21 protein-coding genes are annotated in these 23,789 nt (G+C 49.6%); 6 read left to right on the top strand and 15 right to left on the bottom strand.

The window, feature by feature from the left end:
- Nucleotides 1–59: 59 nt before the first annotated feature.
- Entirely contained in the window at nt 60–641 is a 582-nt protein-coding gene (locus tag K331_RS0110655; protein ID WP_028590299.1) for a LysE family transporter, read from the bottom strand.
- 116 nt (nt 642–757) lie between these two features.
- Between K331_RS0110655 and K331_RS0110650 the strand changes: the two genes are divergently transcribed.
- Nucleotides 758–1,312 carry a helix-turn-helix domain-containing protein gene (locus K331_RS0110650; RefSeq protein WP_028590298.1) on the top strand — a complete coding sequence of 185 codons (555 nt, stop codon included), beginning with the start codon at nt 758–760 and terminating at the stop codon, nt 1,310–1,312.
- Between the two features lie 86 nt (nt 1,313–1,398).
- Here K331_RS0110650 and K331_RS0110645 read toward each other — a convergent pair whose 3' ends face one another.
- From K331_RS0110645 to K331_RS0110630, 4 genes are all read right to left on the bottom strand, one after another.
- Nucleotides 1,399–2,406 (bottom strand): MBL fold metallo-hydrolase, encoded by a 1,008-nt coding sequence (locus K331_RS0110645; protein WP_028590297.1) that lies wholly within the window; start codon nt 2,404–2,406, stop codon nt 1,399–1,401.
- A gap of 342 nt (nt 2,407–2,748) precedes the next feature.
- On the bottom strand, nt 2,749–2,859 hold the full coding sequence (locus K331_RS33230) for a hypothetical protein (protein ID WP_018887288.1): 111 nt from the start codon (nt 2,857–2,859) through the stop codon (nt 2,749–2,751).
- A 5-nt stretch (nt 2,860–2,864) separates the two neighbouring features.
- Nucleotides 2,865–3,896 (bottom strand): cytochrome d ubiquinol oxidase subunit II, encoded by a 1,032-nt coding sequence (locus K331_RS0110635; protein WP_028590296.1) that lies wholly within the window; start codon nt 3,894–3,896, stop codon nt 2,865–2,867.
- Nucleotides 3,897–3,900: 4 nt separating this feature from the next.
- Complete coding sequence (locus K331_RS0110630) at nt 3,901–5,238, bottom strand: cytochrome ubiquinol oxidase subunit I (protein ID WP_018887286.1); 1,338 nt, start codon at nt 5,236–5,238, stop codon at nt 3,901–3,903.
- A gap of 361 nt (nt 5,239–5,599) precedes the next feature.
- Here K331_RS0110630 and K331_RS0110620 point away from each other — a divergent pair, with 361 nt between their 5' ends.
- Nucleotides 5,600–6,733, top strand: a complete 1,134-nt coding sequence (locus K331_RS0110620) for a virulence factor (protein WP_028590295.1) — start codon at nt 5,600–5,602, stop codon at nt 6,731–6,733.
- A 31-nt stretch (nt 6,734–6,764) separates the two neighbouring features.
- On the opposite strand, the gene K331_RS0110615 is transcribed toward K331_RS0110620, so the two are convergent.
- The 3 genes from K331_RS0110615 to K331_RS0110605 form a co-directional block, all read right to left on the bottom strand.
- Nucleotides 6,765–7,271, bottom strand: a complete 507-nt coding sequence (locus K331_RS0110615) for a mismatch-specific DNA-glycosylase (RefSeq protein ID WP_028590294.1) — start codon at nt 7,269–7,271, stop codon at nt 6,765–6,767.
- A 369-nt stretch (nt 7,272–7,640) separates the two neighbouring features.
- The gene (locus tag K331_RS0110610; protein WP_028590293.1) at nt 7,641–8,996 is read right to left on the bottom strand and encodes an MFS transporter; all 1,356 of its coding nucleotides are present in this window, start codon (nt 8,994–8,996) and stop codon (nt 7,641–7,643) included.
- Nucleotides 8,997–9,154: 158 nt separating this feature from the next.
- On the bottom strand, nt 9,155–10,279 hold the full coding sequence (locus tag K331_RS0110605) for a transglutaminase domain-containing protein (RefSeq protein ID WP_028590292.1): 1,125 nt from the start codon (nt 10,277–10,279) through the stop codon (nt 9,155–9,157).
- Between the two features lie 277 nt (nt 10,280–10,556).
- Between K331_RS0110605 and K331_RS0110600 the strand changes: the two genes are divergently transcribed.
- From K331_RS0110600 to K331_RS0110590, 3 genes are read left to right on the top strand one after another with little or no spacing between them, the layout of a single operon-like run.
- Complete coding sequence (locus K331_RS0110600; RefSeq protein ID WP_018887280.1) at nt 10,557–10,796, top strand: FeoA family protein; 240 nt, start codon at nt 10,557–10,559, stop codon at nt 10,794–10,796.
- Nucleotides 10,793–12,814, top strand: a complete 2,022-nt coding sequence (gene feoB, locus K331_RS0110595; protein ID WP_028590291.1) for a ferrous iron transport protein B — start codon at nt 10,793–10,795, stop codon at nt 12,812–12,814. The genes K331_RS0110600 and feoB overlap by 4 nt, the downstream gene beginning before the upstream one ends.
- A gap of 34 nt (nt 12,815–12,848) precedes the next feature.
- Entirely contained in the window at nt 12,849–13,031 is a 183-nt protein-coding gene (locus K331_RS0110590; RefSeq protein ID WP_018887278.1) for a FeoB-associated Cys-rich membrane protein, read from the top strand.
- A 281-nt stretch (nt 13,032–13,312) separates the two neighbouring features.
- Here the strand turns inward: K331_RS0110590 and K331_RS0110585 are convergent, their stop codons facing one another.
- From K331_RS0110585 to xylA, 3 genes are read right to left on the bottom strand one after another with little or no spacing between them, the layout of a single operon-like run.
- A complete protein-coding gene (locus tag K331_RS0110585) occupies nt 13,313–14,119 on the bottom strand; it encodes a class I SAM-dependent methyltransferase (RefSeq protein ID WP_028590290.1) in 807 nt (268 codons plus the stop codon).
- 30 nt (nt 14,120–14,149) lie between these two features.
- Nucleotides 14,150–15,649: a xylulokinase gene (xylB, locus tag K331_RS0110580; RefSeq protein WP_028590289.1), complete on the bottom strand. Its 1,500-nt coding sequence runs from the start codon at nt 15,647–15,649 to the stop codon at nt 14,150–14,152.
- A gap of 13 nt (nt 15,650–15,662) precedes the next feature.
- Complete coding sequence (gene xylA, locus K331_RS0110575) at nt 15,663–16,979, bottom strand: xylose isomerase (protein WP_018887275.1); 1,317 nt, start codon at nt 16,977–16,979, stop codon at nt 15,663–15,665.
- Nucleotides 16,980–17,209: 230 nt separating this feature from the next.
- Between xylA and K331_RS0110570 the strand changes: the two genes are divergently transcribed.
- Entirely contained in the window at nt 17,210–18,382 is a 1,173-nt protein-coding gene (locus K331_RS0110570; protein WP_018887274.1) for an ROK family transcriptional regulator, read from the top strand.
- 450 nt (nt 18,383–18,832) lie between these two features.
- Here K331_RS0110570 and K331_RS0110565 read toward each other — a convergent pair whose 3' ends face one another.
- From K331_RS0110565 to trxB, 4 genes are all read right to left on the bottom strand, one after another.
- On the bottom strand, nt 18,833–20,206 hold the full coding sequence (locus tag K331_RS0110565) for a helix-turn-helix domain-containing protein (RefSeq protein ID WP_036634706.1): 1,374 nt from the start codon (nt 20,204–20,206) through the stop codon (nt 18,833–18,835).
- Nucleotides 20,207–20,488: 282 nt separating this feature from the next.
- Complete coding sequence (locus K331_RS29270; RefSeq protein WP_051289770.1) at nt 20,489–21,772, bottom strand: hypothetical protein; 1,284 nt, start codon at nt 21,770–21,772, stop codon at nt 20,489–20,491.
- 346 nt (nt 21,773–22,118) lie between these two features.
- On the bottom strand, nt 22,119–22,355 hold the full coding sequence (locus tag K331_RS0110555) for a glutaredoxin family protein (protein WP_018887271.1): 237 nt from the start codon (nt 22,353–22,355) through the stop codon (nt 22,119–22,121).
- A gap of 147 nt (nt 22,356–22,502) precedes the next feature.
- Nucleotides 22,503–23,447, bottom strand: a complete 945-nt coding sequence (gene trxB, locus K331_RS0110550) for a thioredoxin-disulfide reductase (protein ID WP_018887270.1) — start codon at nt 23,445–23,447, stop codon at nt 22,503–22,505.
- Between the last annotated feature and the right edge of the window lie 342 nt (nt 23,448–23,789).

Genomic DNA, 23,789 nt, shown 5'->3' with positions numbered 1-23,789 from the left:
CTCCAGCTTGTGAAGCTTGTAGCATGCCATTCTCATCGGCAGTCGAAGACCACAGTTCCTCAGTGAATCACGATGGTAGCAGCGCAATAGATCAACAGCAGGCCCATCACCACATTAAATCCCCTCTGATACTTCGCCAGCAGATTACGAAAGACTGAACCAAAGATACTCCAGCTAAAGGTACCCATACACCCGATCAGTGCTACAATGACAGAATAGCTCAACAAGGCAACGTACGAGGAATTATAGGGGAGAATAAAAGTTGAAGTTACTGTAATTCCGTACAATATCCCTTTAGGATTAATGAATTGCAGCAGCATACCTGCATGAAAGCTGTTATGGCGAGCTCCCGAGTCAGAATCATTCTCCAGCTTGCTTGTCATCATTTTAAATGCCAGATAGACTAGATATAGCGCGCCAAGCACAGCCATCACAGGCTCGGCCTTGGGCAATGTATTATGTAACATTACATTGAAGAAGCAGCAGACCAGGATAATAATAAGAAAGCCGGTCCCCACACCAAGACAAAACTTCACCGTTCTGCTCAGCCCAAATCGATTGGCAAGCATCAGCGCCATGATATTATTGGGTCCAGGCGTGAAGCTTGCGACCATTGCAAAAATAAGTAAAGAACCCAGCACGTTGTGCTCCCCCTCTATCATACGTTATAAAGAACGAATTAGACGTTATATAGCATTCAGTCTTTTCATTGTACATAGCAGTCGTTATAAAGTAAATAGAATTTGGAGGAATTCACATGGAGAATATTAATGCCATTATCGCCGAGAACGTCAAGAAGATCAGAGCTGGCAAGAAGCTCAGCCTGGAGAAGGTTGCCGAATTAACTGGCGTCAGCAAGACGATGATCGGTCAGATCGAGCGCGGGGAATCGACACCTACCATTACGACGATCTGGAAGATCGCCAATGGCCTCAAAATATCCTTCTCCTCCTTGATTCACCAGCCTCAGCCAGATACTACGATCGTGAAGAGAAAGGATATTCGCCCACTGCTTGAGGATGGCGGTAGATATCGCGTCTATTCCATGTTTTCTTTTGATGAAGAGCGGAGCAGTGAGGTGTATAACGTGGAGATTGACGCCGGTGGTAGTCTGGATGCAAGTGGACATATTGAAGGAACCGAGGAATGGATTACTGTATTCGATGGCGAGCTGTCCTTGAATGTCGGTAACGAGGAGTACACGCTGCATGCCGGGGATGCCATCCGCTTCAAGGCAGACAGACCGCACTCGTACCGCAATTCCGGCCAGAGCATGACCCGGCTGAGCATGATCTTGAACTATCCATCCTAACAAAGCAAAAGAAACCTTTCCTTTGAAATGTGTGGTCGGTGCCCGCATTTTCCAAAGGATGGTTTCTTTTGGGTGTCAACATATAGCTATCCGAGCAGGTGATTCTCTACCCTCAAAGTCTCACCGTGTCCCAGCACCTGAATCCGCTCTGGCGCAATGCCGAGCCGTTCACGCTCAGCCTCCAGTCTGTCAAGCGCTTCCCGAGGCGTATCATCAGCTAGCTTGAACGTGCCATAATGCATGGGCACCATGAGCTTGGAGCCTGTCTCGACAAAGCCCTGCAACGCCTCCTCGGGCGTCACATGCTGGGAGGTCATGAACCATTCCGGCTCGTAGGCACCAATAGGCATTAAGGTCAGATCAATCGGGAAGCGCTCGCCAATTTCCCTGAAGCCACGGAAATAGCCGGTGTCCCCGACAAAATACAAAGTCGGTGGCATCGGGGCCAGCTTCTCAGGCGCTACCTCAGGATTTGCATCCAGTGTTCCACCATGTCCGCTCACATGCGCTTCCGATTGGAGCACAAAGCCGCCCCAGTGGGACGTATTCGTATCCATCAGGGTCCGACGCGTCCAGTGCTGAGCAGGCACAAAGGAGACACGCACTCCTCCCACGATCACATGCTCCCACCAATTCATCTCCTGACAGCGATGGAAGCCCTTGCGGATCATTTTCGACTTCAATCCCACCGGGACGATTACCGTAGTGCCCGCACTGTACAGCTTCCGTAGGGATGCCATATGCATATGATCATAATGCGAATGAGACAGCAGAATGATATCAAGCGGCGGCACATCATGAATGGGGATGCCTGGTGGAGTAAGTCTGCGGTTAAAGGCCATGCGTTCAGCCCAGACCGGATCGGTCACGATATTCAATCCCATATATTGAATGAAGAACGTAGAATGTCCTATCCACGTAATCGTGGTCGTCTCCTTATTTTCCTGCAAATAGGTCAGCTCTGGTGCATGGCTGGGGACGACAAAGGAATAATCCTTGATTTTGCGTCGCCGCTCCTCACGCCACTGCCGGAACTGCTTCAGGGTCTTGTCTGTGCTGACATTATCTATATTGTTGAATCGGAATTTTGGCATGGTCACTGCTTCTCCTTCCTGACGAGGCTTTTAATACATTTAACACCCTCATCCATCCTGAAACTCTCGCTTTTGTTTCGTCTTTAGCAGAATGCCCCCTGATCACGTATTTCTTCACGATACGGCAGGATCTAGAACCCGCAGCATGCCGTCAAGAACCGGCAGCAGCCAGGAGCCGCAGCATGCCAAAAACCGTACGCAGCAATATGCCCCTCTCTGGAAGCATACTGCCCTGTACGGTCGATGTCAAAAAACGACATATTGCGCCGCATTCCTTCTGTACTTCTACAAGGCTGAGCGATCTGTCGACCCACTCTCCAGCCAGGCCGGGATTGTCCTCTCCTAATCCTCCGGGTTCTTGTATCTGGCCGTGTAGATGAACAGGAATACAATGACCGCCAGAATAATTAGCGGAGATTCGTACATGATTGTAAAATGCTCAAAGGCTGCCATCCACCTCACCCCTTCCCGCGGTTATGACCGCGAATGTATGCCGCATCGAACAGGAACAGTCTGAGTAGCAGAATCAGCGAAGGGATCAGCACAAGCAGCCCCGCACAAAAGGCCGTTATCAGCGCAATTCCCATGGCATCATTCGTGAAGCTCTCATAGATGGATATGTAGGGATACAGAATATAGGGCAGATGCGTGCCCCCATAGCCGTACCAGGCACATGCGAACTGAAGGATCACGAAGATGAAGCTGGTCCCCAGATTCCGCCGCTTCCACAATAAATAGACCGCTAGCACAAAGCATATGAACGAGGCTATGAATACCCAGGCCTGATCAAGCATGTTCGCAAAATGCTCTGGGTTCTGACGATTAATCTGGAAAAAAGCGAGGACACTCGCGACAATTGTCGGCCCGCTCCAGAGCAGAGCATACCCTCTGACCACCTCAAAAGCCAAGTCATCCCCCGCACGCTTGGCATAATACGACAGGAACATCGCGGAGATGTACAGCACGCTCACCAGCGCAAGCAGGATGACTGCCCATGTGTAGGGGTTCGCTAAGAACGTCCCCCAATTGAGCGTAACCAGTCCATCCCGCTCTTCAATAACCCCGCCCTCAGATATCGCGAGAATCGTAGACAGAGAGGCAGGGATGAGCAGGCCTGTCGCCCCGTACAAGGCCATGTAAATGATGTTATTGTCCCCATTGTTGCCATAGGTGTTATACGCATAGTACACCCCTCGAATTGCAATCAACACCAGCGCGATGCTTCCCGGGACCAGCAGCCCTGTACCATAGTAGTAAGCCGTATCCGGGAAAAATCCGACCAATCCAACTACAAAGAAGATCAGGAACACATTCGTCACTTCCCACACTGGTGACAGGTAGCGCTGGATAATGTTGTGGATCAGGTTGCGGTGACCAGTCAGTACGCTGTAGAAGCTGAAGAAGCCTGCCCCAAAATCAATGGAGGCTACGAGCAAGTAGCCGAACAGGAACGTCCAGAGCACCGTGATACCTATCAGTTCATAGCTCATACTCCTATGCCCCCTCTATGCCAAGCTGCCGAATCTCTTCAAGCGCATCCTTGTTGCGGAACAGCTTGCTGAGCACTCGTATAGCTGATAAGCACAGCACCAGATAGAGAACGATGAACATCACCAGCATCCACCCCACACTGCCAGAGGTTGTTGCGGCCTCAGATACCTTCATATAACCACGTAGAATCCACGGCTGTCTTCCGACCTCCGCGAACATCCAGCCGAGCTCAATTGCCACCATGGCCATCGGACCAACAAGTAGTAGGGCGAGCAGCAGCCATTTCGGATAAGGCTTGCGTCCCGGAAGCCATTTTCGCAGGATATAGAGCAATGGAATGCAGAGAATAAGCACACCGGTCGTAATCTTCAGATCGAACATATAATGGATCGACAATGGGGGCCGCAGGTCCTCTGGATAATCATTCAGTCCCTTGACCACAGTACTCGGGCTATTGCCAGCCAGGATGCTAAGCGCATAGGGAATCTCCAGTGCATACTTGATATCGCCGTTCTTGTCCATATATCCTCCGTATACGAACGGAGCCTCGGACATCGTGTCGAAGTGCCACTCTGCGGCTGCCAGCTTCTCCGGCTGGTACTTCGCCAGGAATTTACCAGACGCATCTCCAATCAGTACCGTTCCAAGCGCGAATACAAAGGTGCAGACTGTCGTCAGCTTCAGCGCTTTTTTGAAATAGGCATGATTCTTGCCCTTCAACAGACTATAAGCTGCAATGCCTGCCAGCACGCCTGCACTCAACGTATAGGAGGACGCAAGGACGTGAGAGACCTTGGTCGGGGTCGCCGGATTGAACATCGCTACGAGCGGATTGATGTCCGTCATAATCCCATTCACTAGCGCGAAGCCCTGCGGCTGGTTCATGAAGGCATTCACTGTCGTGATGAAGATGGCTGAGGCGGATGAAGCAACGGCTACCGGGATCAAGAGTAATAGATGCGTGTATTTACCACGGAATCGCTCCCAGGTGTACAGATAGATCCCCAGAAAGATGGCCTCGATGAAAAAGGCGAACGTCTCCAGAAATAATGGCAGAGCGATCGCCTGCCCCGCCACCCGCATGAAGGTCGGCCAGAGTAGACTAAGCTGGAGACCGATTGAGGTGCCTGTTACAACGCCTACAGCGACGGTAATGACGAAGCCACGAGCCCAGCGGCGGGCCAGCAGTGTATAGTGAGGATCACCCGTCCGCACACCTCTCCATTCTGCCAAGGCAATCATCAGCGGGATTCCTACCCCGATGGAAGCAAATATAATATGTACGAACAGCGTAATGCCGGTGAGGAGCCGGCTCAGGATCACGGGGTCCAGCGCGGACATACAGCTACACTCCTTTGAACAAATCGGTATTACGACATCAAGCGGCTGATACTCTTGATCAGGGAATATAGCATGATGACTGCAATCACACAGCATACAATAATCAGAGCTTTTTCCTGCTTGCGGAACATTCATACCACCTCCTGATTCGCTTCGTATCAGCCGATATGCCGATAATTACATTGTGGTCCAAATTTCCACGTTTTAACCTAATGCCTACGTGAATCCTGTTCAGTGAATTCTGTTCGACCTCACTGGAATGTAAGGTTCCTTGCTTTTGGCACAGACAATAGAATCATGTACAATAGAGTTAGTTAAAATTCAGGAAACTGCAATTCGAAATAAGGAGGAAATCAAGGTTATGAAAGTAACTTCTATAGAGCCAACCCCAAGTCCGAACACCATGATGCTTCATCTGGATGAACGTCTGGAGGACGGCATTCGCAAGACTTATACGCTGGACAACGAGCGCTCAGCTCCTCCCTTCATTCGCCGCATGCTGCGCATTGAAGGCGTGAAGAGTGTATTTCATACGGCAGACTTCGTGGCATTGGATCGTAAGGGCAGTGCAGACTGGTCGACGGTTCTAAGCGAGGTGAGGGAGCAATTCGGTGAAGATGGCCTGGAGGCCGATTGGGAGCTTCCAGAGGAAGGAGCCGGAGAGCATTACGGGGAAGCACAGGTATTCGTGCAATTTTTCCGGGCCGTACCGATGCAGATTCGGGTAAAAGCCGGGCAGCAGGAGGAGCGAATCTCCCTGTCGGAGCGATTCGTGCAAGCTGTCACCGAGATTGCCAGCGCTACGCTGATCAAGGAACGGAAGCTGAGCGACTATGGAGTACGATACGGTGAATTGCCGGACATCGCCAGGGAGGTCGAGCAGGAGCTGGAGGCGGCCTATCCGCAAGAACGGCTGCGCAAGCTGATCGAGCAGGCGATTGCGCACAGCATAGACGGTGGCGAATTCGTGGAGCAGCGTCGCAGCTACACAGATGCCGAGCTACAAGAAGCCATGCAGCAGGCAGATTGGCGTGTTCGCTACGCCGCGCTGGATGCACTGGAGCCCGAGCCGCAGCATCTTCCACTACTACGTCAGGCTTTATCGGATGACAAAATGCAGCTGCGCCGGCTTGCTGTCGTGTACCTCGGCGATCTCAAGACACCAGAGGCCATGGAGCTTCTCTATCAAGCGCTGAAGGATTCGTCGGCTGCTGTGCGCCGGACAGCAGGGGATACTTTGTCCGATATCGGGGATGCTGCCGCTACACCTGCCATGATTGAGGCTTTGTCCGACAGCAGCAAGCTCGTGCGCTGGCGCGCGGCCAGATTCCTGTACGAGGTAGGCACGGAGGATTCCCGGGAAGCACTGGAGCAGGCAGCTCAGGACCCTGAATTCGAGGTCAGCCTGCAGGCCAGAATGGCATTAGAACGTATTGAATCCGGTGAGCAGGCCGCTGGGACGGTATGGCAACAAATGGCCCGCAGAAACTCTTAATACCCTCACCCACCGTTTGAATGAAGCACAGCTATTCGCTAATCAGCTCATGCAGACGTGTATAAATGCCCACAACCTCTTCCAGCGGCATACGGACAAGTCCGCTGGAAGAAGGGGCTACGAATTCATGCACACCATCCACGACAGAATGCTCCTGTAATCCCCATGGCACATCAGACAGACGACTGAACTCTGTGTACACTCCTTTACCAACAAAGCAAGCATAGCTAGGGCGAAATTCCGCCAGCTTGTCATAGAGCAGGCTTCTTCCCTCTTCATATTCCTCACGGGTAATCTCGGCCGCTGTGCGGGTGGGCCTTGCTACAATATTCGTGAAACCATATCCCAGCTTCAGCAGCTCGCCATCCTCGCTTGGCTTGTACAGCCGCGGGGTCAGACCAGACTGATGAAGGATTCGCCAGAAGCGATTGCCGGGATGGCCGTAGTGATGACCCGTCTCGCCTGATCGGAGACTAGGATTATAGCCGACAAAGACAATCGTCAATCCATAGTCCAGATGGTCTTGGACTGTATCCATTAGACTCCTCCTTCCCACTCACTTACGCTTATAAGAGATATCAAGACGCGGATTAGTGCAGACCTAGTTGTGCAGGGATGTATAGAGCCACTGCAAGCTCTCCAGATACGAGCAAAGTACGAGCAAGATACGATTAAAGTACGAACAGCCCGACCTATTCTGAGCTCATGTTGAATGATCTGGAGAGCGCCGTCGTTAGCGGAAAGCGGGGAAGCCTTGGAGAAACGAAGTGTCTGCCTTTTAGCTTGCTGTTCACCTGCTTACGATCTTTGTTCAAAAGAACAGCAAGCTTAACAGCAGTCGACAGGGCTCCCCGCTTGCAGCGGCTCTATCTCACGTGTGATCTGCTCAAGGTACTATTACTGCCGACTAGTTCACACGCTGTGCAGAAATATGTTCAGATGAAGTGGTGCCGTCCTTCGCGAAGGATCTGCGACCAAGCCAGCCAATCAATACCGCCGTTCCTGATAACAGCCCAGCGAATACATACAGATTGACGATTCCGAATCGTTCGGCGATCCAGCCCATCAGTAACAAGGATACACAGAAAGTGAAGCTCATAAGCGTTGCCTGTGCCGAGAGCACCTTCGGCAGATCATGCACCGCCACACTTTTCTGAATCAGAGTCCTTCTGGATACTACAGCCAGTTCAGCGGGCAAGCCCATAATTAGCACCACGATGAGACTAATCAGGGGTAATACATTTACAGCATACAGTATGGTCAGAACAGCATAACCAGTCATTCCAGCTAACATAGCTGGGAACAATCGGTGCTGAAGGCGATTCACTAGCATAAGCACCAGCAGGCCGCCGACAATCGTCCCCGCAAAATATGCGGCATTAATATATCCCCACCAGGACTCATCCTTAAGCAGCACCTGCTGGACGAAGGCCAGTGTGAACGCACCGACCCATACGGAGCCACCCAGCATGTCGACCATATCCATGAAGGTGAGAATCCGCAGGCGAGTGCTTTTGCCAATCAGCATCCAGCCTTCTCTTAGTACGGCCCATTTTCCATCTCTTGATGGTTGCTGTTGCTCAGAGTCAGCCGTCATCGCAGAAGTCGAATGGATCGGAGTCGGTTCCTCAGGCAGCCCCTGATCTCCACTCTTCACCAAGGTATGCGGTCGAAGCAGGAAGAAGCGCCCCGCTTCCATTGGATCACGCAGCAGAGCAGTGAAGAGCATGGCGATGGCATATAGCACGACGGCAATTATCAGTGTCTTCTCCGCTCCTGCGAAAGCCACAAGCATTCCACTCAGCCCCCAGCCCGCGAGCTGTACCGTCTGATCACTAACGGAAATCATACTGTTGGCCTTCATTAACGCATCCCCCGTCGCAAGACGCGGAACCAGCGCATTCCTTGCAGGAGTCGTCCAGCCGTCCAGGAAGGACATACCCAGCACAAGTGAGAATACAACCAACCAATCCGTGGCTGGGTGTGCCGCATTGATATATAGCACGAGTAAGGTGAAGAAGGCCAGCTGCCCGGTCTGGGATACGAACAAAATAAATGGAAGCTGATATCTGACGAGCAATAGCGGCGCAAGAAACCCGCTAATCATCTGGGCTCCCATGCGTAGCAGGGGAATGAGTATGGCTGTGATGATAGAGTCAGTGCTATTAAATATGAGTGATACCAGTGCCATAATATATAGCACATCGGCGGCATTCGCCATGCTCTGTGTGCCGAGCAGGCAAAAGAACGATTTTTTGTACAACATAGTCTTCTCCTTATAGTGATTAAGCCAACAAATCGAATCGGGGTTGCAACCTATGCGTCTGTATACTTCAACAGTACAGGAGCTTCTTACATGTACTTTCACGCCTTCCTATAAAAATGGAGCAGTCCGCTAAAAGTGGAGCAGCCCGCCCCGGACTAGATCGTCCAGGACAGGCTGACTCTAAGGTGATTAGAATCGTGCTGATTCGTTACGCGATAGGAGATGGATTTCATCCCTAGCTGATAGAGGACCTGCAGATCCTTCTCCAGATTTTTCTCCGTCCCCTTATAGGCGAACACTAGTGTTTTGGTCCCCGCAGACATGGCCTTGCGTGCCTTCTCTACCATTTGCGGAGCTGATGTTACCAGATTACCGTCCTGATACATGGCGTATTCCAGCTCATTGTACATTTCCTGATAGACCTTGGCCTTGGCCCCTCCGGCAGTGATCAGCTGCGTGAGCGTCTGTTCATAGACGGTGCTTGCTGCAGGATATTTCTTCGTCCAGGAGTGATCTTTGCGAATCTGCGCATCTGTCAATAGATAGTAAGCGGTGCTCACTTCATTCGGCCGGTCTGGTGTCGGATCATCCCAGGTCGTATCGAGATGGTACCACTTTCCATCCAGCAGGACCAGATTCCACGCGTGCAGCTGGCCGCCGGCTCTTCCTTCCACAATGCGGTTGGTAATTCCGGTCTCGTTCAGCATCTTGTAGGTTAGAAGTGCATAACCTTGGCATACTGTAGTACCTGTAGCCAGCCCGTCATACGCTGTATATTTCTGTAGTGTCTCATCATAGGCCAGACGCACGACCACCCAATCATGAATGACCTTGACCTTCTCGTGATCGGTCATATCCGGCTTAATTAGCTCCTTCAGTGCGGCGCGTACCGTCTGATCCACAAAAGCTGTCTGCTCCTTGGTCTCACGGTATTTGAGCGTAACGGTAACCTGTGCCGAACTTGACGAGCCTTTATAGTTGTAAGCATAGCTCTTCAAAGTATAGTTCACATAAGGATCGCTCTGCATGGCCTCATCAATGGCGGTCTGCAGATCCTTTTTCAGATTCTTGACCTGTCCCTTATATGTAAAATCCAAGCTGTCTTTGCGGTCCATCATGGCCGCCAGCAGCTTCTCCTCCAATTGCCCTGTGGTCACCTCGACTGAGGGATTGACAGCCGCATAGACCTCGCTCCACTCCACTACCTGAGGAATGCCTAATGCCAGTACAGAGCTTAACAATAGCAACTTGATCAGTCGCGGACGTACTCGATTCATCATCCATGTGCCCCCTTCCAGCTTGTCTGTTACACCTTTTATATCGGAGATTCGGCTTCATTCATGAAGTTAAGGTCATTTTACCACATAAAAGACACAATAAGCTGATTATGCGCGCTAATTTATGGAATTACTCTGTCACATGGCACATTCCCTCAATATTTCTTCATCTGGCTTCACACTGAGAGATTCATCACTGTCTGGAAAAATGGGCTGTGCTACATTACACTCACCAATTGAATGATATTGATTCTCATTTTCGCATGAAGGGTGATTGCTGATGTCTATCGGTATTTCCTTATTGAAGCTGAAGCCCGGAAGTACTGGGCAGCTTATGTCTCTTGATGCACTCGATCCTTTGGTACACCGAAGACTCACCGATATGGGAGTAAGGACCGGAGCCACAATACGTCTTCACAAGGTCACGCCACTCGGCGGTCCGGTTATTATTGAATGCAATGGACAGCTCATTGGTCTGAGACAGAAGCAAGCTGGTCATATGGAGGTCTGTCCCGCATGAATACGATCGCGTTATTCGGGAATCCGAACACCGGGAAGACCTCTCTGTTCAACAAACTAACCCGCACCTATGCGGAGACAGGGAATTGGTCTGGGGTTACCGTATCTATGAAAAGCGGGCTCCTTCGCAACAAAAGCGGGGTGCTCGTCGATCTCCCGGGACTATACTCTCTATTGCCCTTTTCCCTTGACGAAGGTGTAGCCGCGCGCTATTTGCTTGAGCAGCCTCCTTCTTCCCTGATCAATATCGTGGACGCTGCCCAGCTTGAACGCAATCTGTATCTGACCGTCCAGCTGCTGGAGTACGGAGCACCCTTGGTGCTTGGCCTCAATATGATGGATGTTGCGCGCTCCAGTGGAATCACCGTAAGTCCCGAGAAACTCTCATCCGAGCTAGGTGTCCCTGTCATACCAATGAGTGCACGCACCGGAGCAGGAAGTAAAGAGGTGCTGGCTGCTGTTCATGAGAAGTCAGTATCTACCTCTCACGAGCCGCTGCATTTGAACTATGGGCCCGAGGTAGAACAAACAATAGACCGCATCATGGCTATCCTCCCTGACATATTTGGTGTTGAATCGAGATGGCTTGCCCTCCAGCTGCTAGAGCGTAATCCTGTTGTATGGGCGGAAATAACGGACCCTAATCTATATGCTGGAATCACGCAAATTATAACGGAATGCCAGGCAGCTCTCATGCAGGCAGACCCGACTTCCAGCTCCAGTCCCGAAGCTCATCTACGCAACGTGCGCGTCAACTGGATTGCTCATGTCTGTCAACAGGTCATGGTGCGCTCCACAGAACAGCGCAAGACATGGACAGAGCGAGCGGACATGATTCTAACCCATCGTATATTTGGACTGCCACTATTCCTGCTATTCATGTTCCTGACCTTCAAGGTCACCTTTGATTGGCTCGGCAATCCGCTCTCGGATGTGCTGGACGGCTGGATTGCTGGCGGTGTGAGCGACACGGTAACAGCCCTGCTGGAGAGCCTTGGAGCCTCCTCCTTTACTCAGGCATTAATTGTAGATGGAATTATTGCCGGGGTTGGAGGTGTATTAGTATTTACACCGCAGATTGTGCTGCTGTTCCTCATCATATCCATCGTCGAGGATTCGGGTTATATGGCCCGCGTAACCCTTCTGATGGATCGTCTGATGGAATCCGTAGGGCTGAATGGAAAAGCCTTCATCCCTTTCATCATCGGCTTCGGCTGCAATGTGCCGGCGATTATGGCCGCACGTTCGATTGAGCAGCCCAAGGAGCGCTTGCTGACTACACTGCTCGTTCCCTTCATGTCCTGCTCCGCCAGATTGCCTGTATATGCCCTGTTTGCAGGGGTGTTCTTTCGGGAGCACCAGGCATCGGTTGTAATGCTTATGTACGTGCTCGGTATCGTTCTGGCTCTGTTACTGTCCAAGACGTTCTCTGCGCTTCCCTTCGTCTCCAAGGAGCCATCCTTATTCGTTGTAGAGCTTCCACCATACCGCATGCCCCAGGCCCTGACGCTGTTCCGTATCACCTGGGAGAAGGTGAAGGGCTTCCTGCGCAAGGCTGGTACCATCATTCTGGCTGGCTCTGTCATCATCTGGTTCCTGTCGAATATGGGGCTGCATGGCTTCGGAAGCGAGATGGACGACAGTCTGCTCGCCATGCTCGGTGGCTGGCTGGCACCGCTGCTGACACCGCTTGGCTTTGGTACCTGGCAGGCAGGGGCGTCACTGGTGACCGGGTTCATGGCCAAGGAGGTGGTCGTCTCAACGATGAATATCATTTATCATGCGCCGGATATGAGCGGGCTGGAGACTAGCATACATGCGGTATTTACACCGCTGAGTGCCTTTAGCTTCATGGCCTTCATATTGCTGTATATCCCATGTCTGGCGACCGTCGGGGTCATTCACAAGGAGACTGCTTCCCTCCGCTGGACGATGATTTCGATGCTCTATCCGCTGGTAATTGCTTACGTCATATCCATACTGATCTACCAGGGTGGGCATCTGCTGGGCTTGTCCTGAACCTATATCTTCATCGGAAAAGGAGACCTGACCCATGATTGATATCCTGATTATTGTTGCCGTGCTAGGCTATTCAGGCTGGATTGGAGTACGCTTCTGGCGTAAGAGTCGTCAGGGGGCATGTGCTGGCTGTGCGTCGACTGGAGCATGTCCAGGCTGCCCTCCTGCACCTGACAAGTCAAAGAACGTGGAACATAATAGACCTGAGTCAACGTAATAGTTAAATGATATAGCAGTAGTTGTATAAGGTATTGAGCTGAGAATTGCACAAGTCTACCTAAGGCATGCTTATCGCCCCCTTATCCCTCGTGCATGCAATGATCCTTGAATTCAATAGTCCTTGGACTGGTCCCAACACCAAAATCAGCGACAGCCATGGGTGAGTATATCCCCCAGACTGTCGCTGATTTGTTGTACTAACAATCGAAGCTACTTCAACAATGGCCTCTCAATTATGTTGCTCCTCATAACTGGCACTCGAATCCATTTCCTGTTCACTTATAGCTTCCTTGCTTTCATGACAAAGGTTACAGGAAGCATCTTTGCTTTGTTGGCAAAATCGCTGTCTCTTGATTGTATGATGTCATCATCAGATTCCTCCATCATTTGCTCAATGACAAATCCCGCTTTTGCCAACGCATTCACATAAGTGGATAGCTTGCGATCTGATAAGGTTAGCTCACCTTCATCAAGCGATACCGAATACCAGGATTCATCGAAATAACACTTTTTAAAAGCAAGCATGTTATTTTCTGCAACCACACATTTGTGTATCGGGTGAGACCAACTGAAGATCAATATGCCATCTTTTTTCAGGTAAGAAGCAATCCTGCATAAAGTCCCCTCAAGGTCGGTAGTCCAGCCTATGGCATAAATCGAATACACAAAGTCAAAGTAATCCGCTGGTATGCCGCATTCCGCTTCCATGGGAGAACAAATTAATTGTGCCGAGAGACCGCATCCCGTCAAATGTGCCCTTGTCTTCTCGATCTGGTTCTCTGACAGATCCATGCCCCATAGCTCAGATGCTTGACGTCCCCCCAAATATTGCAAGGATTGACCACTTCCACAGCCGATCTCCAGCACCTTTTTTCCTGTGACATCGCCAAAAAGCTGGCACTTTTCTTCTGAGACAAATGCTCCATAAAAAGGAAGTGCGGTTGTCCCCAGGACATCATTTCCTTTGGTATCCCAGAACAAGCTGTTTGTCTGATGAACCACTTTCGTATCCATGTCGACCGAGATGGCAACGCCAACCTCGCCAGCACCTATAACATTTGTTCTATTAGAAGAATTCTTCTTCATCTAGACACCCTTCCGAGCATAATCCTCACCTCATCGGTAGGTCGACAATCCATCATTCAGAGCACGGGTCGCAGGGTATACTTCCTTATACAGGGCATACAAAAGATCATACTGATCTGCCGTTTCCGGTCGTGGCGAGAATCGTCTGGCCGGACGAATGAACTCCTGCGCACAAGCCTGTAGTGAGTCGAACCAGCCGGCACCGTACGCAGCCAGCATGGCAGCGCCAAGCGCAGGCCCCTGCTCACTTTCTAGCTTGATCACGTCAGCCCGGAAGATATCCGCTTGCATCTGCAGCCATATATCACTACGGGCACCGCCGCCAATCGAGATTACCTCGTTCACCGTTTTGCCCGTCGCACGCAGGATATCAATGGACTCCCGGAGCGAGAAGGTAATCCCCTCCAATACGGCTCTGGTGAAATGAGGCAGCTTATGCCCGGCGTCCATGCCGATAAAGCTTCCGCGTATATTCGCATCCGGGTGCGGTGTCCGCTCCCCTACAATATACGGTGTGAACAGCAGTCCTCCGCTCCCTGGACGAACATCTCCAGTGGCGGCCAGCAGCTCCTCGAATGGCTGCCCCGGAGCAAAGGTCTCCTTGAACCACTGCAGGCTGTAGCCCGCGGCCAGAGTCACACCCATAATGTAGAACGCATCCTTTTCACTATGATTGAAAAAGTGCGCCTTCCCCTCCAGCTGAATGTGCTTGCGTTCCTCGTAAGACAGCACGACCCCGGAGGTGCCGATGCTGCACATCGTCTGGCCCTCCTGTAGAATCCCTGCACCAATCGCGCCGCACGCATTATCGGCTCCACCAGCGAAGATAGCCGTATCAGCAGCAAGTCCGGTCTGCTCGGACCATTCAGGCAGCAATCCGCCAGTCTGATCGAAGGACTCCACGAGTGGCGGGAACAGACTGAGCGGCAGCTGGAACGCCTCAGCGATGGCTTCACTCCAGTGCTTCGCCCCCACCTCTAGCAGCAGGGTTCCTGCTGCGTCGGAGTACTCCATAGCGAGCTCGCCTGTCAGCCGATAGCGTACATAATCCTTCGGCAGCATAAAATGTGCTGCCTGTGCCAGCAGCTCTGGCTCATGCTCCTGCACCCATAGCAGCTTGGGCAGCGTGAAGCCTTCCAGCGCACGGTTTCGAGCCAGCTCCAGCAAGCTTGCCCCCAGCTTCTCTTCAATACGGCGGCATTGGGCTGTGGTCCGCGTATCGTTCCACAATATTGCATTGCGCAGCACCTGGCCTTGCTCATCCACAAGCACAAGACCATGCATTTGTCCGGAGAAGCTGATGCCTTCTACGCTATCAGGCGCAATGCCAGCACCTTCTACCAGTCTGCGCAGGGATGCAATCGTACCCCGTACCCAGTCTTCGGGACGCTGCTCGCTGTAGCCTGCTTGCGGCTGTAGCAGCTCATAAGATTCCGAGGTCTCATAAGCTACCTGTCCGCTTGGGGTCACAAGTACCGTCTTGACGCTGCTTGTGCCAAGGTCTACACCAATAACATATCGCTCCTTCATCATAGGTAGCTCCTTAATCGGCCAGAATATATTGGTTCAGCTTCGCCTTCAACCATTCCTGACGTCCGGATTCATTGCGGCGTGGATTCTCGTTGTTCAGGGCGTATTCAGCAAGTGAAGCCAAGGTTGCCTTGCCAGCTACGACATCAGCACCAATACCTTCCTTGAAGCTGCTATAACGCTTCTCAATGAACTCCTCCAGTACGCGATCCTCAATCAGCTTGGCAGCGACCTTCAGCCCTTTCGCATACGTATCCATTCCTGCGATATGAGCCAGGAACAGATCCTCTGCCTCGAAGGATGCACGTCTTACTTTGGCGTCAAAGTTAATGCCACCTTTACCGAGCCCATCATTCATCAGCACCTCATACATGGTGAGCGTAGCATCATAGATGTCTACCGGGAATTCATCGGTATCCCAGCCAATGAGCAGATCTCCCTGATTGGCATCCAGCGAGCCCAGCATGCCGTTAATACGAGCTACACGCATCTCGTGATTGAACGTATGGCCAGCCAGCGTCGCATGGTTCGCTTCCAGGTTCAGCTTGAAGTGCTTATCCAGATCATATTTTTGCAGGAATGCAATCGTCGTAGCCGCATCATAATCATATTGGTGCTTGGTTGGCTCCTTCGGCTTCGGCTCAATCAGGAATTGTGCATCGAAGCCAATCTCCTTGGCATAATCCACTGCGAGGTGGAACATACGCGCCAGATTATCCAGCTCCAGCTGCATGTCTGTGTTCAGCAGTGTCTCATAGCCTTCACGTCCGCCCCAGAAGACATAGTTCTCTGCACCAAGACGCTTACCCACCTCAAGACCCTTCTTGATCTGAGCCGCTGCATGTGCGTATACATCTGCATTACAGGTCGTAGCTGCACCATGCACATAACGTGGATTCGAGAACATGTTCGCTGTGTTCCAGAGGAGCTTTTTGCCCGTTGCTTTCATTTGCTGCTCGATCAGATCGACGATGGTATCCAGATTGCTATGGAATTCCTTCAGGGAAGCGCCCTCAGGTGCAATGTCCACATCATGGAATGCAAAATACGGGAGGTTCAGCTTCTCCATTAATTCGAAGGCAGCCTCTACACGAGCCTTGGCCAGCTCCATTCCTGTCAGATGATCCCACGGACGAACGGCTGTATTTACACCAAACGGGTCACTACCGCCAGCTGTCAGCGTATGCCAATAGGCCATGCTGAATTTGAAGTGCTCCTCCATCGTCTTGCCTGCTACGACTTCCTCAGGATTGTACCATTTGAATGCATATGGATTAGATGAGTTCTTGCCTTCGTAGTTTACTTTTGAAACGTTTTCAAAGTATGCCATAATGTTGACGCCTCCCCAGATTTGTCAGGATTTAATTAGCTTCCCGGACGATCCGGGAGCATTTACACCGTTATACTAACACAACCCATCAAACTTTGTCTATTGCTTAAACTAAGTTTATTTTTTATGATAGAGACACTATTTGTTGAAATGGTTTCGGGCATTATTGCCATGGTAAGCCCAGCTACTAAAGCCATAAAGAACACGTTAACGAACAGGATGTGTACACGATGAAGGTCACAGGTGATCAGGCACTTGTCAAAAAAATAAATAAATCCATTGTGCTGGATACGATTCGGCAGTATGCTCCCTTGTCACGCGTGCAGGTGTCACAGCGAACCGGTTTGAACAAAGCCACGGTATCCAACCTCGTAGCCGAGCTAATTACGGAGGATTTGATTCAAGAGATGGGGCCAGGTGAATCCAGTGGAGGGCGCAAGCCGTTGCTGTTGCTGTTCAATGGTCGTTCTGGCTTCGCCATCGGTCTGGAGCTGAGCGTCAGCTATCTCAAGGGAGTACTGACGGATCTGCACGGGCATGTAGAGGCTGAGCAGTCCCTCCCGCTGGAGCGTACAGACTATCCGTCGGTATTGGAATATATTCAGGCGATGGTGCGCCAGCTATCAGCGCTTGCTCCTTCTTCAAGACATGGCATTGTTGGTGTTGGTATAGGAGTGCCGGGGATGGTCGATGCCGATGGTACAGTACTATTCGCTCCCAATCTGGGCTGGGAAGAGGTGCCTCTTGGACAACAGCTGGCGGCAGAGCTCCAGATGCCCGTACTTGTAGACAATGAAGCTAATGCCGGAGCACAAGGTGAGCTACATTACGGGATGGCTGGCGAGGAAGGCTATGGTACAAGGAATCTGGTCTACATCAGTGTAGGCTCAGGGATTGGATCGGGCATCATTATGGATGGCAAGCCGTACAAAGGATCATGGGGTTATGCCGGGGAGACAGGTCACATGTCGATTGACTGGGATGGGCTTCGCTGCTCCTGCGGTAGTCGGGGCTGCTGGGAGCTGTATGCGTCCGAAAGATACTACACGCGTTCGGAGCCACCATTGCCCACGCTTCACACACCAGAGCTATTACAGCATGCAAGTCATGGCAATACGCAGGTGCAGCAGCTATTTCATGAGATCGGTGCCTATATGGGAATCGGGATTACGAATATTGTGAACAGCTTCAATCCAGAGCTGATTATCATCGGAGGAAATCTATCCGAGGCTCGCGCATGGCTGGAAACGCCGTTGCAGGATATTGTCGCGGAGCGTACACTTCCCTACCATCGTCGGGAGCTGAACATTCGTTTCGCCCAGCTTGGCAGCCGCTCCACCATGCTCGGTGCAGCCTATACGGCGATCTCTGCGTATTTGGGGCATGTGCGGGTGTCGCTATAGTACCTTGACCAAATCATATGGGAGTGTAGAGCCGCTGCAAGCGGGGAGCCCTGTCGACCGCTGTTAAGCCTACTGTTCTTTTGATCGAACATAACAAGCAGATGAACAGTACGCTTAAAGGCGGACACTTCGTTTCTCTAGGGCTTCCCCGCTTTCCGCTAACTACTACGCTCTCCAGACATTTAACATGAATAAGTTTCAGCCAAAGCAATAGCTGTGTCTGTAAGAAATAGAAATTAGCTAAACGTTCTAGTGGGTGACCACGATAAGAGTTCAAATGGATAATATCCACTGAATTTAGGCCACCAGCCTATCGCTGACGACCCTTCTTGCTATTAACCACCGTGATAGTCACTTTGAGTTATTAAGGGATTACCTACTGAAGTGATAGGAGATGGAGACAGAGTGGGAATAACAAACATCAGAGCGCAAAATAGAACAACAAGTGAACTAACTATTTTTTTCATTACAAGTTCCCCCTATGACCAGTAAGCGGTAGTCATGACATACATCAATAGACGCACATGGCCTATAACATTCAAATAATTTCATACAGTTAAGTATGCATTTTTCATTGTTAATTGCAATTGAATTTTTCAAACTCAACATTAAGTAGCGAAATCCATACTTGTACTCTCCTCTTGGAAAATAGTAAGAAGATAACTCGTATAGCAATCTGGTTATTCGCTCGCTAACATTTTGTTGTGTGTATATACCAGTATCCAATTCACGTTTAATAATTTGCTCTATTGCATTACGATACTGCTCAAGAATACTATTCACGTCATGTCCGTACTTGTTAGCAGCCTGGATAATGTTTAATAAGCCAGGGAGTAATTCTTCATTCCTTGTATTTAAATAGTCTAAATATTGAGGAATGACCTCTGTATCTCCAGACATAAGAAGTGTCACATAAGTATTTACTTCAGACCACTCTGCAAACAAACCTTTCCAGCGCAAAGTCTCTGCATCCGTCTCTCGTACCCAAGATAAGTTCGCATATTGACTGTTATAACTAAGGGCTTGCTTGTAATCCCCTTTCTCATCGTGGGCATTTGCAAGTAATAGCTTGGATAACGCAATGTAATAAAACAGTGGCTTCTGCGTTCTGACAGGCTCCTCTTTTCTTCTCAGCTCGGTATTATGTAGCAGTTCATACATGATATTCGCCTTCTTGCCCATAATATGAGCAATATTTGCTACCTTATCCCACTTTCTCAGTGAGCGATAAGCATTAGCTAAATCCCGCAGCGCGTCCAGTTGTTCCATCTCATCAAGACGCTCTACATAAGGCTCAAAATGAATTGCCGCCTCCAGATTCTTCGCCTGATCCTCACCCAATCGCAGCGTGAAGAGTCGATACTGACATAGGGCAAGTCTCTCTGAATGCTGACTGCGTTCACTGAGTGACACACCTTCATACAACAGGGCTGCTGCTGCAAGCTCCCCAAGATCCCTCAACTCCTCAGCCGTCTCAAATAGCAAAGGGGAATAGGTCAGGTTATCCAACAGCAAATTAACGATGCGCTGAGTACAATCCAGACGATTCAACTCCGCACAGCGAAATAATAACGGCTTCAGCCTGCGCCAGTTCGGCGGTGCATCTACCATAGATTCTTGTATGTATTGCGAATAAAAGTACCCCTCCTCCAGCCCCATGACTGAAGTTACCCGATCAAGCTGATCAACAGCAATGAGCTTATGGCCATTAAGAATAGAGCTGATCGTCCCTGGATTCAGCCCTGTCCGTCTTCCTAGCTGGCTAACCTTGAATTGTTGCTGATCCATGAATTGCTCAATCTCTGAACGTATTGTGCTCGTCATCTCCAAAGTAACCACCCCTTAGCTATTAAGGAAGCGTAAACGCTTTGAAATCCATATAACATACTACAAATACAATCCGAAGTTATTATGTAATATTTTTACTTTTATTCACCAAGTATAGCACATGGGATAAGTTGGTCAATACTGAACCTCACACCAACAACGATTTAAATACAAAAAAAGCCAGCACGTTCATAGCTCTGGCTTTAGTCTGTGTACAGCAATGATTTAAAATCGGAAGCCCATCCAAGTAACACTTATAGGAGTTCCACATGTGTAGGACTAATGAGCATCTGGTGTGTCATTATCTATACCAGAAGTCAGCATGTCTAATAGCGTATGATACCTGAGAAGAGATTGCTCATTATTCAACGTCGTATACTTTTTCCAGACCTCGATATACTCCTTCGCTTTTAAGAAATCTCTCCTACCAATGTAGTACATTGCTAATTCGTAGAACAACAGAGACATTCGATCGTTAAAATACTGTTTCGTATACACCCCTAGATCATTATCTTGGCTCTGTGATGTTAAATGGTTGATGGCTAGATTGATCTTGTCTTGATATATTTCCAAATCAAAGCGATATGAATTGGCAGCCTCCAAAATGTTGATCATACCAGATAACAATTCCTGCTTCTTACTCTGAAGGTAGTTCAGATAAGAAGGAATAACAGACACATCACCTGACAATAACTTACATACATGAATATTGACCTCAGCCCACTCTTTAAATTGATTCTTCCAATACAATGTTTCCTTATCAGTCTCTCTTACCCAAGATAAATCTTCATACAATCTAATATATCGAAGCGCCCCTTCAAAATCTTCTTTTTCCAATACAACATTGCACATTAACAAGTTTGAGAAAGCTATGTAATAAAATATAGGTCTACTTGCGTGCTTCGGCTGCTCCCGTCTTTTCAGCTCAGGATTATGGGACAGATCGTACAGAATACTTGCCTTTGTTCTTAGCATTAGCACTAAATCCTGCACTTTATCCCATCTGCGCAAAGAGCGATAAATATTAGCCAAATCCCGCAACGCATCCAATTGCTCAATCTCATCTAGACGCTCTACGTAAGGCTCGAACTGGATCGCCGCCTCCAGATTACGTGCCTGATCCTCACTCAGCTTGAGAGTGAAGAGACGATACTGGCACACGGCAAGCCGCTCAGAATGCTGTCGCAACTCACTCTGAGCTACGCCTTCATACAATATCGAGGCCGCCTCCCCCTGCTGCATCTGATACATATCCTCTGCCGTCTCAAATAGCAATGCGGAATACATCAGGTTATCCAATAGTAAATTAACAATTTGCCTTATACAATCAAGCAGATTCAGCTCCACGCAGCGATACAATAAAGGTCTTATTCGGCGCCAATTCGGTGGCGTATCCACCATGGATTCCTGAATATACCGTGAGTAATAGTGTCCTTGTGGCAATCCCATAACCGAGGTGATCCGGTCAAGCTGATCAACAGCGATGAGCTTGTGGCCGTTCAATACGGAGCTAACTGTACCCACGTTCAGGCCACTGAGCCTGCTTAATGTCGTAATATTCATTCCTTGCTCCCTCATATAGCACTCTATCTCTGAACGTATTACCGTCATTTGCTCCACCCAGTGCCTACCTCACCCTCTTATAAAATAAATTACCACCCGCAAAAGACAATTGATTAATAATTCATATAATTCAAAGTTATTATGTAACATATTTACTTTTTCTCATCGAATGCGATTACGACACCATGAAACATCCGCAGAGACTGTCGCATGCCAAATAGATATATTTTATACATTTCTCAGACATGTCTGTGTCCGCACACAAAAAAAGCCAGCACTCCTAAGAGTAACTGGCTTCTGTATAGATTGGGCCCTTTGCCGCTTCTCAGCAAAAGCTCTTACCTTATTAACCTTCTGGGTTCAGCACCTTGTTGAATTGGGTCTTGTTCATACCAGAGATGCGAGCATCCCCGATCAGGGTCAGAGGCACCGCACGAATTCCCATGTCCCATACCTCTTGTGCATAAGCGTCATTCGTCTCAATGTTGCGTTCCTCGAATTCCACACCTTGCTCCGTCAGGAAGCTCTTCACCTGTTTGCAGTGCGGGCAGTTGCTGGATGTATATACGATCGCTTTTTCCATCGAAATCACCTCATCATTAGATTTGTAAAAAATATTCCCTCCAAGAGCTCCAATGCTCCGGATGAATGCCTCGAACAAATGTCTTAGCACTATTGTAAAACATGGCCAATCAACGTTTCAAGCCAGCCTGTAATAACCTACAACAACTTACAGCGTTACCGAGCTGTGCTCCAGGCTTTCAATATATTTCTCAGCATCCATTGCAGCCATACATCCACTACCTGCAGCAGTGATTGCTTGTCTGTAGCGAGTATCCTGCACGTCACCACAAGCGAATACGCCCGGAATGTTCGTCTCGGAGGTGCCTGCCTTCGTTACAATATAACCATTCTCATCCGTAGTAATCTGACCGTTCAGGAAGCCTGTATTCGGATGATGTCCGATCGCTACGAACACACCGCTTGCTTCCAGCAGCTCTTCCTCACCTGTCTCGTTGTTCTTCATACGCAGTCCGGTTACGCCGCCATTCTCTTGAGCAACGACTTCCAGCGGTGTACGGTTGAGCGCCCATTCAATCTTCTCGTTAGCACGTGCACGATCCTGCATGATCTTGGAAGCACGCAGCTCTTCACGACGGTGAACCAGCGTTACTTTGGAAGCAAAGCGAGTCAGGAAGTTCGCTTCCTCCAGCGCGGAATCGCCGCCGCCCACCACGATAATCTCTTTGTTGCGGAAGAAGAAGCCATCACAGGTTGCACATGTGCTGACACCACGTCCAATGTTCGTTTGCTCTCCAGGGATACCCAGATATTTTGCAGTTGCACCCGTGGACAGAATGAGTGTATCGGTTACGAGCTCACCCAGACCTTCGACCTCCAGCTTGAATGGACGGCTCGACGTATCGACCTTGTTGACCCATCCTGTACGGAACTCCGCACCAAAGCGCTCTGCTTGCTGACGCATATTTTCCATCAGCTCAGGGCCCATGATTCCTTCCGGGAAGCCTGGGAAGTTCTCAACCTCAGTAGTGGTAGTCAACTGACCGCCAGGCTGTGGGCCTTCAATGACGAGTGGGCTCATGTTCGCACGAGCCAGATAGATTGCTGCTGTCAGACCCGCAGGTCCTGTACCGATAATGATAGATTTATACATAAGATCAACCTCCAATATGTGAATTAAGGAAAGACAAGCTACATGGATGAGCACCCTCGGCATATACTAGGTAAGGGCCCGAGCAGGAAAGCTCGAATCTTTATCTATGGCTGGATGCGGGCTACTCTCTAATTACGTTTGAACTACTTTTGAACAAAAGTCTAGGTTGAAATAGCCATTTCCTACTGTTGTAGTTTATAATCATTCTAATGTGTAACTTAATTATGCGGAATAGGAGAGAAAAGGTCAAATGAAGTTTTCATGAAGCAATCTAGTATGAAGTAATTAAATATTGAACAATTAATTATGGAATCTCAAAATTATTTATATAAGTACTTGGGG

It is taken from the genome of Paenibacillus massiliensis subsp. panacisoli DSM 21345 (assembly GCF_000426545.1).
Classification (GTDB): domain Bacteria; phylum Bacillota; class Bacilli; order Paenibacillales; family Paenibacillaceae; genus Paenibacillus; species Paenibacillus panacisoli.
The sequence above is the reverse complement of the archived record's forward strand: the minus strand, read 5'-3'. Positions and strand labels throughout refer to the sequence as shown.